General features: G+C 69.8%; 11 protein-coding genes. 7 read left to right on the forward strand and 4 right to left on the reverse strand.

Annotation, left to right across the window (positions count from 1 at the left end):
* The first annotated feature begins 7 nt into the window (after positions 1 to 7).
* Genes R3E10_15430 through R3E10_15445 form a run of 4 tightly spaced genes read left to right on the forward strand, consistent with a single transcriptional unit; the run spans position 8 to position 7,677 of the window.
* Entirely contained in the window at positions 8 to 976 is a 969-nt protein-coding gene (locus R3E10_15430) for a MoxR family ATPase (GenBank protein MEZ4417144.1), read from the forward strand.
* A gap of 3 nt (positions 977 to 979) precedes the next feature.
* Positions 980 to 1,969 (forward strand): DUF58 domain-containing protein, encoded by a 990-nt coding sequence (locus R3E10_15435; GenBank protein MEZ4417145.1) that lies wholly within the window; start codon positions 980 to 982, stop codon positions 1,967 to 1,969.
* 4 nt (positions 1,970 to 1,973) lie between these two features.
* Positions 1,974 to 4,025 (forward strand): BatA domain-containing protein, encoded by a 2,052-nt coding sequence (locus R3E10_15440; protein ID MEZ4417146.1) that lies wholly within the window; start codon positions 1,974 to 1,976, stop codon positions 4,023 to 4,025.
* 25 nt (positions 4,026 to 4,050) lie between these two features.
* On the forward strand, positions 4,051 to 7,677 hold the full coding sequence (locus tag R3E10_15445) for a DUF4175 family protein (protein MEZ4417147.1): 3,627 nt from the start codon (positions 4,051 to 4,053) through the stop codon (positions 7,675 to 7,677).
* Between the two features lie 37 nt (positions 7,678 to 7,714).
* On the opposite strand, the gene R3E10_15450 is transcribed toward R3E10_15445, so the two are convergent.
* Positions 7,715 to 8,347 carry a hypothetical protein gene (locus R3E10_15450; protein MEZ4417148.1) on the reverse strand — a complete coding sequence of 211 codons (633 nt, stop codon included), beginning with the start codon at positions 8,345 to 8,347 and terminating at the stop codon, positions 7,715 to 7,717.
* A gap of 206 nt (positions 8,348 to 8,553) precedes the next feature.
* On the opposite strand from R3E10_15450, the gene R3E10_15455 reads away from it, so the two are divergent.
* Positions 8,554 to 9,156 (forward strand): MerC domain-containing protein, encoded by a 603-nt coding sequence (locus tag R3E10_15455; protein ID MEZ4417149.1) that lies wholly within the window; start codon positions 8,554 to 8,556, stop codon positions 9,154 to 9,156.
* 2 nt (positions 9,157 to 9,158) lie between these two features.
* On the opposite strand, the gene R3E10_15460 is transcribed toward R3E10_15455, so the two are convergent.
* Positions 9,159 to 9,536 carry a transcriptional repressor gene (locus R3E10_15460; GenBank protein ID MEZ4417150.1) on the reverse strand — a complete coding sequence of 126 codons (378 nt, stop codon included), beginning with the start codon at positions 9,534 to 9,536 and terminating at the stop codon, positions 9,159 to 9,161.
* Positions 9,537 to 9,583: 47 nt separating this feature from the next.
* Between R3E10_15460 and R3E10_15465 the strand changes: the two genes are divergently transcribed.
* Together R3E10_15465 and R3E10_15470 are read left to right on the forward strand one after the other, a co-directional pair.
* Positions 9,584 to 10,906, forward strand: a complete 1,323-nt coding sequence (locus R3E10_15465; protein MEZ4417151.1) for a VanZ family protein — start codon at positions 9,584 to 9,586, stop codon at positions 10,904 to 10,906.
* Between the two features lie 114 nt (positions 10,907 to 11,020).
* Positions 11,021 to 13,714, forward strand: a complete 2,694-nt coding sequence (locus R3E10_15470) for a fibronectin type III domain-containing protein (protein MEZ4417152.1) — start codon at positions 11,021 to 11,023, stop codon at positions 13,712 to 13,714.
* Between the two features lie 58 nt (positions 13,715 to 13,772).
* On the opposite strand, the gene R3E10_15475 is transcribed toward R3E10_15470, so the two are convergent.
* The gene (locus R3E10_15475; GenBank protein ID MEZ4417153.1) at positions 13,773 to 14,846 is read right to left on the reverse strand and encodes a hypothetical protein; all 1,074 of its coding nucleotides are present in this window, start codon (positions 14,844 to 14,846) and stop codon (positions 13,773 to 13,775) included.
* A 37-nt stretch (positions 14,847 to 14,883) separates the two neighbouring features.
* Entirely contained in the window at positions 14,884 to 15,732 is an 849-nt protein-coding gene (locus R3E10_15480) for a hypothetical protein (GenBank protein MEZ4417154.1), read from the reverse strand.
* Between the last annotated feature and the right edge of the window lie 81 nt (positions 15,733 to 15,813).

Genomic DNA, 15,813 nt, shown 5'->3' on the forward strand with positions numbered 1-15,813 from the left:
CGACCGCATGAAGGACGGACGCGAGCGGATCCTCTCCGAGCTGCGCAAGCTGATCGTGGGCCAGGACGACGTGATCGAACAGGTGCTCCTGACGCTGTTCGTGGGTGGCAACAGCTTGCTGCTCGGCGTACCGGGACTGGCCAAGACGCTGCTGATCCACACCCTGGCCCAGGTCCTCGATCTGGAGTTCTCCCGGATCCAGTTCACACCGGACCTGATGCCCTCCGACATCACCGGTACCGACTTGATCCAGGAAGACCACGAGACCGGCCGCCGGTCCATGGTGTTCCAACCCGGGCCCGTGTTCGCCAACATCGTATTGGCGGACGAGATCAACCGTACGCCCCCAAAGACGCAGGCGGCCCTCCTGGAAGCGATGCAGGAGCACCGCGTCACCGTCCAGGGCCGTACCTACGATCTGCCCGCGCCATTCTTCGTGTTCGCCACGCAAAACCCCATCGAGTTGGAGGGCACCTATCCGCTGCCCGAGGCCCAGCTCGACCGCTTCATGTTCAAGATCCACATGGAGCACCTGCCGGAGGAGCACGAGTTGGAAGTGGTGCGCACCACCACGCGCGTCATGAACCTGAACTTCGAGCCGGTGGTGACCGGACCGGATCTGATCGCCTTCCAGGCGCTGGTGCGCGGCGTGCCGGTGGCCGACCCGGTGCTGCGCTACACGCTCTCCCTGGTGCGGGCCACGCGTCCCGCGCCGGACGGGCCGGACTTCATCCGCAAATGGGTGTCGTACGGTGCCAGCGTGCGCGCGGCCCAGTACCTGGTGCTGGGGGCCAAGGCTCGCGCCATCACGCTGGGCCGCTATCACGTCACGTTCGAAGACATTCGCGCACTGGCCCAGCCCGTCCTACGCCACCGCGTGCTCACCAACTTCCACGCGGAGTCGGAGGGGGTCACGGCGGATCAGATCGTCGCGCGCCTGCTCGATCACGTTCCGCAGCCCCGCTCGGAGATGTAGACGGTGGCGGAGCCCGCTCAGCACCGGCGCGAACCCGGCTCGGACGGCCAATCGCACCCGGGCGCGCGCTTCATCGATCCGCGTGCCCTCGCGCGTATCGACAATCTCGAGCTCGTGGCGCGCACCGTCGTGAGCGGATTCCTCAATGGGCTGCATCGTTCGCCGTATCTGGGCGCATCGCTCGACTTCGCGGAGCATCGCCCCTACCTGCCCGGCGACGACATCCGCCGCATCGACTGGAAGCTGCTCGCGCGCTCGGACCGCCTCTACGTGAAGCTCTTCGAGGCGGAGACCAACGCCAACTTCGTGGCGGCGCTCGACGTGTCGCGCTCCATGAACTTCGGCAGCGCCGGTGTCACCAAGCTGGAGTACGCGCGCTTTCTGGTGGCTACGCTCACCTACTTCAGCCAGCGCCAGCGCGACCGCATCGGGCTGGTCACCTTCGCCGAGGATCTGATCGACTTCGTTCCGGCGTCGGCCAAGCATCTGGACACCATCCTGCACACCCTGGCCAGGCTCGACCCGGCCAAGCTGCCTCCCACGCCACCCCGCGCGGCCGCCGAGGGAGACGTCGAGTCCAACCCCTTCGTGCGCACGTTCACACGGGTAGCCGACGCACTGCGGCGGAAGGGCATCCTGGTGGTGGTGTCCGACTTCTACGAGCCCACGGATGCGGTGGTGGAGGCACTGAGCCGCGTGCGCTACGCGGGGCAGGACGTGATCGCCTTCCATCTCCTGGACCCCGCGGAGATCCAGTTTCCCTTCGAGCAACCGTCGTCGTTCGAGGACCTGGAGAGCGAGCTGCGCATCCCGATCGTGCCGGAGAAGCTGCGCCAGCGCTACCGGGAGCTGATCGACGGTCACATGAACACGTTGTCCAGCGAGCTGCCGCGGCGACACATCGACCATATCCTGGTCGACACGTCCAAGCCGCTGGACCTGGCCCTCTTCGAATACCTGTCGCTGCGCGTCAAGCTCAGCAGGGTGCGGTGAGCCGATGTCGTTTCTGACGCCCCTGTTCCTCGGCGGTCTGCTGGCAGCGCTGGTGCCGGTGCTGATCCACCTGATCCAACGGGACCGCAAGACGGTGGTGCGCTTCCCGTCGCTGATGTTCCTGGAGCGGATTCCCTTCCGCTCGGTGCGGCGTCAGACCATCCGCAACTGGCCTCTGTTCCTGATGCGGCTCGCGGCCGTGATCCTGCTGGTGCTCGCCTTCGCGCGACCGTTCTTCAGCAGCAGCGCCGCGGAACTGGCCGCCGGGGGTCCGCTGGAGCGCGTGGTGCTCATCGACCGCTCCTACAGCCTGGCGTGGGAGGGATCGTTCGCCCGGGCCCTGGACCAGGCGCGCCAAGCGCTCGGGTCGCTCCAGGACGGCGACCGCGCCTCCGTGGTGGCCTTCGACGACGGAGCCGCGGTTCTGGCCCGCTCGGTGGACCCCACCACCGCCCTGCGCGCGTTGGAAGGACTGGCACCGGGCACCCGCACCACGCGGTTCCGGCCGGCCCTCGAGATCACGCAGGCCATCCTCGAGCAATCCCGACTCGGTCGCCGGGACGTGATCCTGATCTCGGACTTCCAGCGCCTGGCCTGGCGGGGCGACGAAGACATCGAGCTGCCGGGCGGTACCGAGCTCACACCGGTGAGCGTGCGGCCGGAGCGCCAGCGCAACGTGGCGCTGTGGACGGTGGCGCTGGAGCGCAGCCGCACCGCCGAGCGCGAGCGGGTGGAAGCCACGGCGCGCCTGGTGAACCTGGGGTCGGAGCCGGCGCACCCCACGGTGACCCTGGAGCTGGGTGGGCGCTCCTTGGAGACCCGCACCGTGGCGCTGGCCGGCGCGGGTTCGGGCGAGGCCACCGCGAACGTGACCTTCCAACCCTTCACGCTGCCGGGCGAGAACACGCTGGCCCGCGTCCGCATCGACGAGGACGACCTGGCCCCGGACAATACGTTCGACCTCGTCCTCGATCCGGAGGCCGCCCCATCGGTCCTGGTGGTGGAGCCCGGAGGCGCGCGCGCCAACGCCTCCTTGTACCTGACGCGCGCGCTCGAGATCGGTGGCGAGGTCCCGTTCCGCGTGGACGTGGTGCGGGCCAATCGGCTCACGCCGGCGATGATCGCCCAACACGCGGTGATCCTCTTCAACGGGGCGGGCGTGGAGGGCGATGCGGCCGGCAATGCGTTGCGCCAGCACGTCGAGAACGGCGGTGGTCTGCTCGTCGCGCTCGACGAGCGCTCGCGCTGGCCGGACGCCTATGCCGACCTGCTGCCCGGCCGCTTCGGCTCCGCCACCGACCGCTCCGGCGCGGCCCTGGGCTACCTGGACTACACGCACCCGGTGTTCGAGTTGTTCAGCCGGCCCCGGTCCGGCGACTTCACCGCGGCCCGATTCTTCCGGTACCGGACCCTGACGCCGGACTCGACCGCCGACGTGCTGGCGCGCTTCGACGACGGCGGCGTAGCGCTGGCGGAGAGGCGCGTGGGACTGGGCCGCAGCCTGGTCTGGACCACCGGGCTGGACAACTTCTGGAACGATCTGGCGCTGCAGCCGGTGTACCTGCCGTTCGTGCACGCGCTGGTACAGCACCTGTCCGGTAGGAGCAACCAGACCCCGTCGTATACCGTCGGAGAGGTGGTGGATCTGGCCGCCGAGGACAGCGGCGAGAACGAGGGCGAGTGGCTGGTCCTCACACCTTCGGGACGGCCCCTCACGGTCAACGCCGACGAGACGGGGGCCCGCTTCCTGATGCTGGACGAGGCCGGCGTCTACGAGGTTCGCCACCGCCAGGACGGTCCGGCCGTACGCCGCATCGCCGCCAACGTGGACCGGAGCGAATCGGCGCTGACGACCGTGGATCCGGAGGTGGTGGTGGCGGCGGTGGGCTCGACCCAGCCCGCGGGCGTTCCGGCGGAGACCGAGCGGGACCCGGTGGAGGTGCGCCGGGCCCAGGAAGCGCGCAGTGGCGTGGGGTGGTATCTGTTGTTGGCGGTGTTCGGGCTCCTGGCCCTGGAGACCACCGTTTCGAATCGAGCATCGCGCCGGCCCGCCTGAGCGGCAGTCGGACGAAGGAGCGAGCATGCGGAGCGCACGAGTGTCCAGTGGTCCCCGGGAGCTGACCTCCATCATCCGCCGTGTGCGGGGCCGCTGGCGCCTACGCGTGGCGTTGAAGGGTCTGGCCGTCCTTGCCGGCGTGGTGCTGGTGACCCTGGTGCTTTCGAGCCTGGTGCTGGAAAGCACCCGGTTCGCGGCCGGTCCGCTGCTGGCCTTGCGGATCGTGACGTTGGGTGCCGCCGCCGCCGTGGCCCTGTGGTTCCTGGTGCGACCGCTGATCCGTCGGGTCAGTGACGAGCAGGTGGCGCTCTACCTGGAGGAGCACGAGCCCTCCCTGGCCCAGTCGGTGTTGAGCGCGGTGGAGGCGGCACACTCCCCGAGCGCCGGCGCTTCGCTGGCCCTGGTGCAGCGCGTGGTGCAGAACGCCGTGGTCGCCTGTCGCCGCGTCCAGGACGGCCGGCGCATCGAGCACACGGCGCTCATGCGCTGGGGCGGAGCGCTCACCGCCACGGTCCTGGCCACGCTGGCCGTCTTCACGCTGGGCCCCTCCTACCTGCGGCACGGCGCAGCGGCGATCCTGGTGCCAACCACCTCGGCGAGCGAAGCCAACCCGTACCGGGTGACGGTCGAGCCCGGGAACGCCACCATCTCGCGTGGCTCCGACCTCAGCGTGCGGGCTCAGCTGAGCGGCTTCACCGCGTCGGACGCCACGCTGTTCTGGCGCACAGACGGCGCGGAGGCCTACGACGCCATCCCCATGCTGGTGGACGATCAGGGCGTATTCGAAGCGCTGCTCTTCGCCCTGGGCGAGGCGGGCGACTACTTCGTGGAGTCCAGCGGAGTGCGCTCCGAGAGCTTCCGCGTCGACGTAGCGGATCTCCCTTACGTGTCCGGGCTGGAGCTCGAGTATCAGTATCCGGCCTACACGGGGCTGGCGCCCCAGATCGTCGAGTACGGGGGTGACGTAGCCGTGCTGCGCGGCACCACGGTGGTGCTGCGGGCCACGTCCACGCAGCCCACCGATGCCGGCAACCTGGTGATGGGTGATTCGTCCCGCACCGCGCTGGAGGCGCTCGACGCCACGCGCTGGACGGGCTCGTTCCGCGTGAATTCACCCGGGTCCTACCGGGTGGAATTGCAGGCCGACAACGGCGTCTTCGTGCCCGCCTCGCCCGAGTACGTGATCGATGTGCTCGAAGACAAGGCGCCCAGCGTGTCGCTGGTGAAGCCCGGAAGGGACTCCCGAGCCAGCCCCATCGAAGAGGTCTACATCGAGGCCCGCGCCGACGACGACTACGGCGTGCGCTCGTTGCAGCTGGTGTACTCCGTCAACGGGGAAGCAGAGGACTCCCTGGCCCTCTTCCAGCAGAGCGGCGGCCCGCGGCCCGAGGTCACGGCCAGCCACACGTTCTTCCTGGAGGAGATCGAGCTGGAACCGGGAGACGTGATCTCCTACTACGTGCGCGCCACGGACAACGACCGCGTGAGCGGGGCCAAGACCGTGACCAGCGACATGTACTTCCTGCAGATCCGACCCTTCCGCAAGGACTTCACGCAGGCGGACCAGGGGCCGGGTGGCGGCGGCGGCATGGGTGGCGGCGACTCCATGGACGGCTCGCTGCCCGAGCAGCAGCGTCAGATCATCTCCGGCACCTTCAACCTGGTGCGTGACCAGGACGGCTACAGCGATGACGAGTTCGCCGAGAACGTGGTCATGCTGAAGCTGGCGCAGGACAAGCTGCGCGAGCAGGTGCGTGGGCTGGTGGAGCAGATGCAGGCGCGTGGCGTGGCCGAAGGCGATCCCTCGTTCCAGAAGATCGCCGAGGAGCTGCCCAAGGCCGTCGAGCAGATGGGCACGGTCATCGACTCCTTGGACGCGTCCCGGCCCCGCGCAGCCATTCCCGCCGAGCAGAAGTCCCTGCAGCACCTGCTGCGCGCGGAGGAGGCCTTCCGCGACGTGCAGCTCCAGATGCAGCAGGGCGGCGGTGGGGGGGGTGGCGGTGGCACCAGCGCAGACGAGCTGGCCGACCTCTTCGAGTTGGAGTTGGACAAGCTCAAGAACCAGTACGAGACGGTCCAGCGCGAACAGCAGGACCAGACCTCACGCGAAGTCGACGAGACGCTGGAGCGCCTGAAGGAGCTGGCGCGCCGTCAGGAGCAGGCGGCCGAGCGCCAGCGGCAGTTGGCGCAGGGGTCGCAGAGCGGAGGCGGCGGTGCCGGCAGCGACGCCCAGCGGCAGCTGGCCGACGAGACGGAGCGTGCCGCGCGAGAGCTGGAACGCCTGTCGCGGGACCGACGCTCCGAAGCCCTGGCCGAGACCGCGCGCGAGCTGCAGCGCGCCGCCGAGGAGATGCGTCGTGCCGCCGCCGCCCGGGGCAACCAGGGCGCGTCCAGCGCACGCGAGGCGCTGGACCGTTTGCGTGATGCGCGCCGCCGCCTGGAGCAGGAGCAGACCGACCGACTCGCCGGCGGAGCCCAGTCCGCGCTCGAGCGGGCCCGGCGCCTGCGGGACCAGCAGGAGCAGATCACCGACGACGTGATGGACCTTCCCACCGCGTCCGATCGCCCCGAGTCGTTGCGGCGCCTGAGCGAGCGCAAAGCCGAGATGGAGCGCGAGCTCGACAGCCTGGAGGGCGACCTGGATCGCATGGCCGCCGACGCCCGCAAGGATTCGCAGCAGCGGGCGGCGGGCCAGGCCCTTTCGGATGCGGCCGAGACGATCCGGGATCTGAAGCTCAAAGAGAAGGTGCGCTATACGCGCGGTGTCATCGAAGCCCGTCCCGATCAGACCACACGTCCTCTCGAGGAGCAGATCGAGGAGGATCTGGACGCGTTGGGTGAGCAGCTCCGCCGCGCGGTGGCGACGGCGGAGGAGGCGGGCAAGGGCTCGCAGATGGGTGAGGCCCTGGATCGTGCCCGTGACCTGGTGCGTGGCATCGAGTCGCTGGAGGAGCAGACCCGTTCGGAGGACGGTCGTCGGCTGGGTGATCGGCCCGGTCAGGAGGGTCAGCCCGGTCAGGAGGGTCAGCCCGGTCAGGAGGGACAGCAGGGCCAGGAGGGTCAGCAAGGGCAGCCCGGTCAGCAGGGTCAGGCAGGCCAACAGGGCCAATCCGGCCAGCAGGGCCAGGCCGGCCAACCGGGTCAGGCAGGCCAGCAGGGCCAGGCGGGGCAGCAGGGTCAAGCCGGTCAGACCGGGCAGCAGGGTCAAGCCGGCGGTGCGCGCCCGGACGGCCAACCCGGCGGCATGATGGGTGGATTCGGGCCCCGGGCGGGCGCGGACCGCGGCCCCCTCAGCGACGAGGAGATCCGTCAGCTGCAGCGCGCCTACCGGGAGCAGCGCGCCGACGCGGAGGAGCTGCGACGCCAGCTCGACGCTGCCGGCGTGGAGATCGACGACCTCACCGGCATCATCGACACGCTACGCCGCTTCGACGAGCGGCGGGCCTATGCGGACGTGGAGGAGATCGCGCGCCTGCAGGACTCGCTGCTGGAGCAGGTGAAGAGCTTCGAGTTCGGGTTGCGGCGCGCCGTCGAAGGCGAAGGCGAGAGCCTGCTGCTGCGCGGCTCCGGTGACGTGCCCGCGGGCTACGAGAAGCTCATCGAGGAATACTACCGGGCGCTCGCCGAAGGCCGCCGCGGCGGCTCACGCTGAGACGCCACGTCCAACCGGCGGCCGCGAAGGCCGCCGGTCAGAACGTGCGACCGAGCCGGAGCTCCAGACCGAAGTCGGGGCTGTAGGACGCGAAGCCCCGGATCGCGACCACCTCGCCCCACAGCGTGCCCTCGCTGCGGAGCCGCACGCGCAGCTCGGCCAGATCCTCGTTCCCGCGGGGCGCGCCGGTGGCGCGCGTGTCGTAATTGCCCACGAACTCGAGCCCGGCCATGAACCGCTCGCGGGGCACCTGCATCCCCACCATGAAGAGCACGGGGTCGGTCTGATCGGGGACGCTGCTCACCACTCCGAAGATCCCGAGGCCGCTCTCCGCGAACAGTCGCACGCCGCTGGTCCGCCACTGTCCCGCCACGGTGAAGAACACGTCGGTCTCGTCGCGCTCCAGGCCGGCGGTCTCGTCCGTGGTCGGTAGCCGAGCCCCGAAGCGCAGCGCCGCACCCCAGGCGCGCAGCGGGTCCGTCAGCAGCACCGTGGACGACACGCGGTAGTCCCCCACATCGGCCCGACGGCCGTTCTCGGCCGCGCGCACACCGGACACGGGTTCCGACAGCGGCGCGCGTTCATCGAAGACCCGCCAGGCGCTCCCCGCCGCCTCGAACAGCACGCGCCCCACGCGCACCACACCGCGCACACTGCCGAACTCCAGCATGCGGCCCTCGACCCCGGCCCGCGACGCCGGTTGGGCCGAGTAGACGGAAGCTCCGAGAGAGCCCGCGCCGTGCACCAGGTCGAAGTCCCGCCAGGCGATGGGGTCGAGGGGACGGATCTGGCCGGCCAGCGGGCTCGCCAGGACGACCGCCAGTAGAGCCGCCCCGAGGGGACCGCGCCCCCGGCGACCCTCAGCTTGGGAAGCTGATGCTCTGGAGATCCGACGTGGAATCCGGGCTCGATCCCGACGATCGGACCGGATTCTCGACGTCCCGCTCCCGCTTCCGTCTGTTTGAGAATGGGTTATCATTCTGGCCCTGCTGGCACCTCGTCTCTACTGAGGAACCGAACACGGTGATCGGATCGGACAGTTCCACCGCGACGTCCCGGATGGAGCGCCTGGGCACCTGGCTGCCCACGCTCTGCGCGGTGCACTGCCTGCTGACCCCCGCTCTGCTGGGGCTGGCTCCTGCGCTGGCTCTCCCGCCAGCGGCCGAGCTCCCCGTGTTGGCCGTATCCGTGGCGCTGGCTCTGCTGGCCGTGCACTCCGGAGTGCAGGACCACGGAGACCGACGGGTGCTGGGACTCCTGATGACGGGTAGCCTGCTGTGGCTGGCGTCCCTTCAGGGCCTGCTCGCCCCGCTGCCCGAGTACATGGCTTCGCCCGTGGGCGGCCTTCTGGTGGCTACCAGCCTCGTGTGGAACGGCCGGCTGCGGCACCGCAGCCTCTGCCGTGCCACCTGCACCTGTCCGGTGCCGCACGGCACGGAGCGTCCCCAGGTCGCGGAGCTCGACGCCCTCGGCGAGTGACCTCACGCAGCCCTCGCGCAGCGCGAACAAAGTCCAAAGAGCGTAATGTCGTGGTCCTCGATCCTGAATCCGGAGGGGACGAGACTGTGGAACGCGTCCGTGCACGCCGCGATGTCGAACGCCTGATCGCAGCTCCGGCACAGGAAATGGTGATGATGGGGCTTGCCCGCCCGCTCATAGCGGGGGGAGGTTCCGGGCAGCGCCACCAACGCCAGCCACTCTTCTTCGACGAGGAGACGCAGGTTGCGATACACGGTCGCCAACCCGAGCGAGGGACACTCCTCGCGCGCGCTGTGCAGCACCTCCGCAGGCGCCAGCGGCCGGCCGGAGCGCTCGAAGGCGCGGCGAATGGCCCTTCGTTGAGCCGTTTCCTTGGTCACGGCCTCAACTTGTGCGGTGGGGGGGCGCTGAGCCAGTCTCCCGCCCCGTGTCCACGCTGCGCGTGACCCCCACAGCCTGGTTGACGCGAGCCCTCTCCCTGGCCGGCTATCTCGCGGTGGTGGCCCTGGGAACGCTCCTGCGTGCTGGCCCTGCACTCGATGCCGGGCTCTCCGAGCGCCTGGCTGCGGCGCTGCATCCGTCGGTGAGCGGGGCCGACTTCCCGGACGCCATCCGCAACGTGGCCCTCTTCACCGGATGGGGCCTGCTGTGGGTGCTGACGGCGCCCGCCCAGGCCAACCGCCGACGCCTGATCGTCGGAGCGACGATCGGGGGCGCCGTCGCCAGCTTCGCGATCGAGCTCTCGCAGCTCTTGTTCACCTCGCGCACCGCCAGCCTGATCGACGTGGCCACCAACACCGTCGGCGCGGCGCTGGGAGCGGCGCTCACGCTGCTCTTCCTGGCCCTGCTCGGGGCCTCGCGGGGGGCCCGCTCCTTCCTGGGTCTGCCGACCTGGCTGCTCGCCGCCTCCTACGCCCTCGCTGCCGTCGGTGAAGCGATCATCCCCCTGTTTCGCCAGCGCCTGGCCGCCGGAGCCTGGGGTCCGCCGGGACAGCGGCTGCGAGTGGTCCTGCAGCTCTTCAAGGGGGACCCGAGCTGGTCGTTGCCGCTGACGGACCTTCTTCTCTTCGCGCCCGTGGGCTTCCTCGTGGTGGCGGCGCTGGTCGAAGCGGGCCGCTCCTACCGTTCCGCGGTGGTGGGGACCGTCACGGCCGGTGCACTCGCAGCCATCGTGCTCGAGTTCGGGCACGGGCTGCTGGGCGTGCCCATCCGCATGGGCGCGCTGCTCGTCCATGCGATCGCCATCGCCGCCGGCGCCCTGCTTTGCGCACGCCTGCTCCCGCGCTTCAGCCGCTCCCACCGCGGTGCCGCACGGCCGCGCTGGGCCCTGGGCCTCTACGCCACGGTGCTGTTGTTGTGGCTCACCCGTCCCTACCGCATCGACCTGGACCCGCTGTCCCTGCGCATCAAGCTGGCCTATCCGTGGTGGATTCCTCTGGGGGACGCGCGCTGGCGCATCGATCTGTTCGAGGTCTTCGATGTGGTCGGTGGGTTCCTGCTGTTCCTTCCGCTGGGAGCGTTGCTGGCCGTGTGGCCCCTGCGGCGGCGCGGCCCGCTCTCCGGCGTATGGCCGGTGCTGTACTTCGCGACGCTGGTCGAGGCCTCCCAGTTCCTCCTCTACCTGCGCACCGCGACCGTGACCGACCCCATGGTCCAGGTGTCGGCGGCAGCGATCGGGTGGGCCGCCATGCGGCGGGTCGGCTTCCGTCCCTACGGCACTGTGCTGGGAGGCGACTCCGCAAGGCGTTGACTGGACGGCGCCGCTCCGGTATCGATCTAATGGAGAGCCGCCGGTGGGTTGGGTGCAGCGGCTCTCGCCGGACCCCCGCCCGGCCACCGTGCTTCCTCCCAGGATGGTGTTCCGGTGACCCGCCTCTGGTGTCGCATGCGGCGGCTGCTTTTGGTGTCCCCCCTGGCGGTGCTCGGCTGTGATTCGGTCGCCGTCACTCCACTCGAAGTTGGCCGGTTGGAAATCACGCCGCGTAGCCTCGAGCTCGCGGTGGGGGGATCCGCGCGCCTGACGGCTTCTGCGACGGACGCCTCTGGGAGCCCACTCCCCACGGGCTCCATCACGTGGCGAAGCAGCGACCCCTCCATCGTCGAAGTCGATTCGGACGGCCAGGTCACCGGGTTGTCGGTGGGCGTGGCCGCGATCACCGCCTCGGCGGCTGGCGTGGTCGCTTCCGCCGCGATTTCGGTGCGCGCACCCGGATTCCTTGTGCTGTCCGATTCGTCGCTGGTCTTCCGCGGCGAGCGCGGCGGCGCCGATCCGCCCACACAGACCGTGCGGATCACCGACACGCAGGGGACCTCGTCCGGCCTGAGTGCCCAGGTGGTCCACGACGCCGGACAACCGTTCGGGTGGCTGACGGCTTCGCTTTCCTCGACGGACGCACCCACGGACCTCACGGTGCGCGTACGCACCGCCGGGCTGCCGATCGGGCGCTTCGGCGCGGACGTGCGCGTAGGATCGGTAACGGCCCCCAACGCACTCGTGCTTCGTGTGGAGCTGGAGGTCACCGACCCACAACCTGCGGTGTCGCTGGCCCTCGACTCGCTGCGACTCGTCGACACCGCCAGCGAGCGGATCGCGGTGAGCAACGGCGGCGGGGGAACGCTGACGGGGCTGCAAGCGGCGGTGCGCTACCTCTCGGGCGGCTCCGGATGGCTGCGCGCCACCCTCTCCGGAACCACGGCACCCACCACGCTGACCGTGGAGTCCCTTCCGATCGGCCTCGCTGCGGGTGAGTACGACGCCATGGTGGACGTCACGTCCAGCGTGGCCGGCACACGCGCAGCCTCGTTGGCGGTGCACCTGACGGTGGGAACCGTTGCGCCATACCTCCAGGTCATCCCGAACAGCGTGGCGCTGTCCGGCCCGGCCAACACGGGCTCCCCCTCTGCCACCGTTCAGCTCCGCAACGGAGGGGGCGGCGTGATCACTGGATTGTCCAAAGCGGTGAGCTATGCGCCGGGCCAACCCAGCGGTTGGTTGACCGCAACGCTGGCAGGCAGCAGCACACCGACCACGGTGGCGTTGTTGGGCAGCACGCTGGGCCTGCCACCCGGCACCTACTCGGCCTCCGTCGAGCTGGCAGGCGACAGCGTCGCATCGATCTTCCTGCCCGTCACGCTGACCGTGGTGCCGGCCACCCCCACCGCGCCGGCTGCGCCCTCCGGGCTGTCCGCCACGGCGAACGGCTCGACGGCCGTGACGATGAGCTGGACGGACAACAGCAACAACGAGACGGGCTTCGAGATCGAGCGCTCCGTGAGCGGAGGGACCTTCTCCGCTCTGGCGTCGGCGGCCGTGGACGTGACCACCTACGACGACGCCACCGTGCAGCCCGCCACGGACTACGAGTACCGCGTACGGGCCTGCAACAGCGTCGGCTGCTCCGCGTGGAGCGCGGTGGCGTCGGTCACGACGCCCGGACAGGTGCCCGCCGCGCCTTCGGCGCTGTCCGCCACCGCAACCGGGCCGAATGCGGTGTCACTGGCCTGGACGGACAACAGCAGTACCGAGAGCGGGTTCGAGATCGAGCGCGCACCCGGAGGCGGCGCCTTCGCGCCACTCGCGTCTGTCGCGACCGACGTGACCACGTACGACGACCCCACCGTACAGGGCTCGTCTCCATACGAGTACCGCGTGCGGGCCTGCAACAGCCTGGGCTGCTCGGCCTGGAGCAACGTGGCGTCCGTCAGCACGCCGGGGCAGATCCCGGCGGCCCCGTCGGGACTGCAGGCCACCGTGCCGTCCTCGACCCTGGTGACGTTGAGCTGGACGGACAACAGCGCCAACGAGGGGCGCTTCGAGATCGAGCGCGCCAGCGGCAGTGGATCATTCACGGCCTTGGCGTCGGTGGCAGCGAACGTGACGACCTACGACGACGCCACCGTGCAGGCGACCACGACCTACGAGTACCGCGTACGGGCCTGCAACCCCAGCGGCTGCTCCGGCTGGAGCAACGTGGTGTCGGTGACCACACCGGGCGTGGTCCCGTCGGTGCCCGCCACGCTCACGGCGGTGGCGCTGTCCGCGATCGACGTGGATCTGAGCTGGTCGGACGTGACCCAGGAAACGGAGTACGAGGTCGAGCAGGGCAGCGGTGGCAGCGGGGGCTTCCAACCCATCGCCAAGACGCCGGCCAACGTGACCACGCTGCGGGTGACGAACCTGGCGCCCGGAGGCACCTACCGCTTCCGCGTGCGCGCCTGCAACGCCGCAGGCTGCTCCGGCTGGACGTCGACGACCACGATCAAGACGCCCGTGCCCACGCAGGTGCCGTCCGATCCGTCCAACATCCAGTTCGTATCCGTGTCCCGCACGCAGATCGTCCTGGCCTGGAAGGACAACAGCTCGGACGAGACCCGCTTCGAGATCGAGGAGGGCGACCTGTTCTCGCCCTGGCTCAAGATCGGTGAGGTCGGCGTCAACGTCACGACGTTCACGGACACGTCGGTGCGGCGCGGCTTCCCGATCTACTACCGCGTGCGCGCCTGCAATCCGGTGGGGTGCTCGAGCCCGTCCGCTCCGATCGTCACGATCGTGCCCTGAGGAGGCGCGGGCCGGTCGAGCGGCGCGCGCGCAGCGATCCGCCCGGCCGGCCCGACGCTCACGGTCGCCTGCGCTTGCGCAGGATGCGGTCGATGCCGTGGATGCGCATCTGGATCAGGTCGTCGCCGTCCAGGTCCTCGAAGCCCTCGTCGTGCAGCTCTTCGATCCACTCTGGCGTGACGCCGTGGATGCGGAAGGCCACGGCCTCGTCGAAGTCCCGGGGTGCGTGTCCCAGCGCGCGCAGCCCGTCCAGGTATTCGCGGTTCACGTCGTGGATCTTCAGCGTGCGGACCTCGTCGAGTCCGACCTCCCCGAGCCCCAGGGCACGAGCAGCCTCCACCGCGGCCTCGTCGATGTGGAAGATCCGCATCTGCACGAGATCCTCGAGATCGGGGCGATCGATGCCCAGGTCACGGGCCTCCTCCAGGAAGTCCCGGTCCACGTCGAAGATCTTCATCTGGATCAAGTCTTCGTCGTCGAGCGTCCCGATGCCCCAACTGGCGGCCTCGCGCGCGAACTCCGGCGTGACCTCGTGCACGCGGAACGCCACGTAGCGGTCCAGATCGAGGACCCCGAGGTCCAGGGCGTCGAACGAGCGCACGAACTCGGCGTTCACGTCGAAGATGAAGCTGCTGAACAGATCGTCGGTATCCGTGTGGCGGAAGCCCGCCCGTTCCAGCTCGTCCGGCCAGTTGCTGCCCAGGCCCAGCGCCGCCGCGGAGAACACCTGGTTGTCATCCATCGCGTAGCCACGCTCGTCCATGCGCTCCTGGAAGCGAGCATCAGCCGTGAACGTGAAGTGCCCCGTCCAGCGTCGTCCGCGGATGCGGTCCCCCGTGAGCGTGAAGCGGCCGGCCTCGCGGTCCACCGTGAAGTCCTCGCCGGCTTCCATGCGACTCTGGAACCGCGTCCACTCGGCTTCATCCACTTTGAGCGAGGTCTGCCAATGGCGGCGACTCGTGTTCTCCACCTCCAACTGGATCCAGCGGTGGCGCCCGTCCTCGGAGGGACGGGCCTCCCAGCTGCCTTCGCGCACCTCCTGAGCAGGTGCCCCTGCCGGGACCGCGAGCGCCAGCGCCAGCCCCGCTCCAATCGCTCCTCCCCACACCCGCCACCGCTGGATCGTCTTCATCGTCTGCGTTCCGCTCGTTGTGATCGTGTACGTCTGCTCAGCGCGCTCCCGTGCGTCGCAGGGAGATCCGCCCACCGAAGGTCTCGAGGTCCAGCTCGGCACCTCCCGTCCCCAGACGGAACTCCCGACGGCGTCCCTCGCCCACCTCCGCCACCCCGGGCAGGTCCACGTCGATGTTGCCCATCACCGTGGCCACCCAGACGTCCGCGTTGGTGCCTTCCGGGATCTGCACGGTGATGTTGCCACCGTGTGAGCTGAGCACGTACTCACCGCCTGGGGAGAGCACACCCTCGTAGCGGACGTTCCCGCCCACGGAGCGGACCTCCACCTTCGAGGCGCTCATCTCGGACAGCGTCACGTTCCCGCCGATCGCCTCCACCATCACCTCTCCAGCGAGCGCTCGCAGCTCCATGGACTCCGCCGCCGACTTCAGGTGGATGGTGCCCTCCGACTCCTCGACCGTGACGCGGCCATTGATGGCATTGAGATCCACGTCGCCGCGCCCGCCCACGATGCGCATGTCGCCCTCGATGGACTGCGCCTCCACCGCACCACCCACACCCTCGACATCCAGCGAGAAGTACATGCCACCGACCGTCACGTCGTAGCCGCGGGGGACGGTGATCTCGTAGTCCGCGATCCCCCCACCCCAGCGGCGCTCGGTCCCGATGCGCCAGGCGTCGGCCCGGCGCCGGATCTCGATCTCCGTGCTGCGGGCATGCTCCGCCACCACCCGGATCTCGTCCCGGTCCCAGGCGCGCACCACCACACTGCCCGCCGCTCCCGACACCTCGATCTGCGTGGCGCCCGCCGCCGCGAACGTGGTGTCGGTGTCCTGGGCCACCAGCAGCGCGGCAGCCAACCCGATCGTCGCCAACCCTACCATCTCCGTCTCTCCTTCTGGAACGGCTCCCCTCGGGGGTGCCGGCTCTCATCGTTCATCGTCATGTCCATCCGTGCGCCCGCT

It is taken from the genome of Gemmatimonadota bacterium (genome assembly GCA_041390105.1).
Lineage (GTDB): Bacteria > Gemmatimonadota > Gemmatimonadetes > Longimicrobiales > Gaopeijiaceae > JAGQIF01.

What these genes read in the sequence shown, in the direction of transcription:
- R3E10_15430 (MEZ4417144.1), top strand. Translation starts at nt 8, where the DNA reads ATGAAGGACGGACGCGAGCGGATCCTCTCCGAGCTGCGCAAGCTGATC.
- R3E10_15440 (MEZ4417146.1), top strand. Translation starts at nt 1,974, where the DNA reads ATGTCGTTTCTGACGCCCCTGTTCCTCGGCGGTCTGCTGGCAGCGCTG.
- R3E10_15445 (MEZ4417147.1), top strand. Translation starts at nt 4,051, where the DNA reads ATGCGGAGCGCACGAGTGTCCAGTGGTCCCCGGGAGCTGACCTCCATC.
- R3E10_15450 (MEZ4417148.1), bottom strand. Translation starts at nt 8,347, where the DNA reads ATGCTGGAGTTCGGCAGTGTGCGCGGTGTGGTGCGCGTGGGGCGCGTG.
- R3E10_15455 (MEZ4417149.1), top strand. Translation starts at nt 8,554, where the DNA reads ATGCTCTGGAGATCCGACGTGGAATCCGGGCTCGATCCCGACGATCGG.
- R3E10_15475 (MEZ4417153.1), bottom strand. Translation starts at nt 14,846, where the DNA reads ATGAAGACGATCCAGCGGTGGCGGGTGTGGGGAGGAGCGATTGGAGCG.
- R3E10_15480 (MEZ4417154.1), bottom strand. Translation starts at nt 15,732, where the DNA reads ATGGTAGGGTTGGCGACGATCGGGTTGGCTGCCGCGCTGCTGGTGGCC.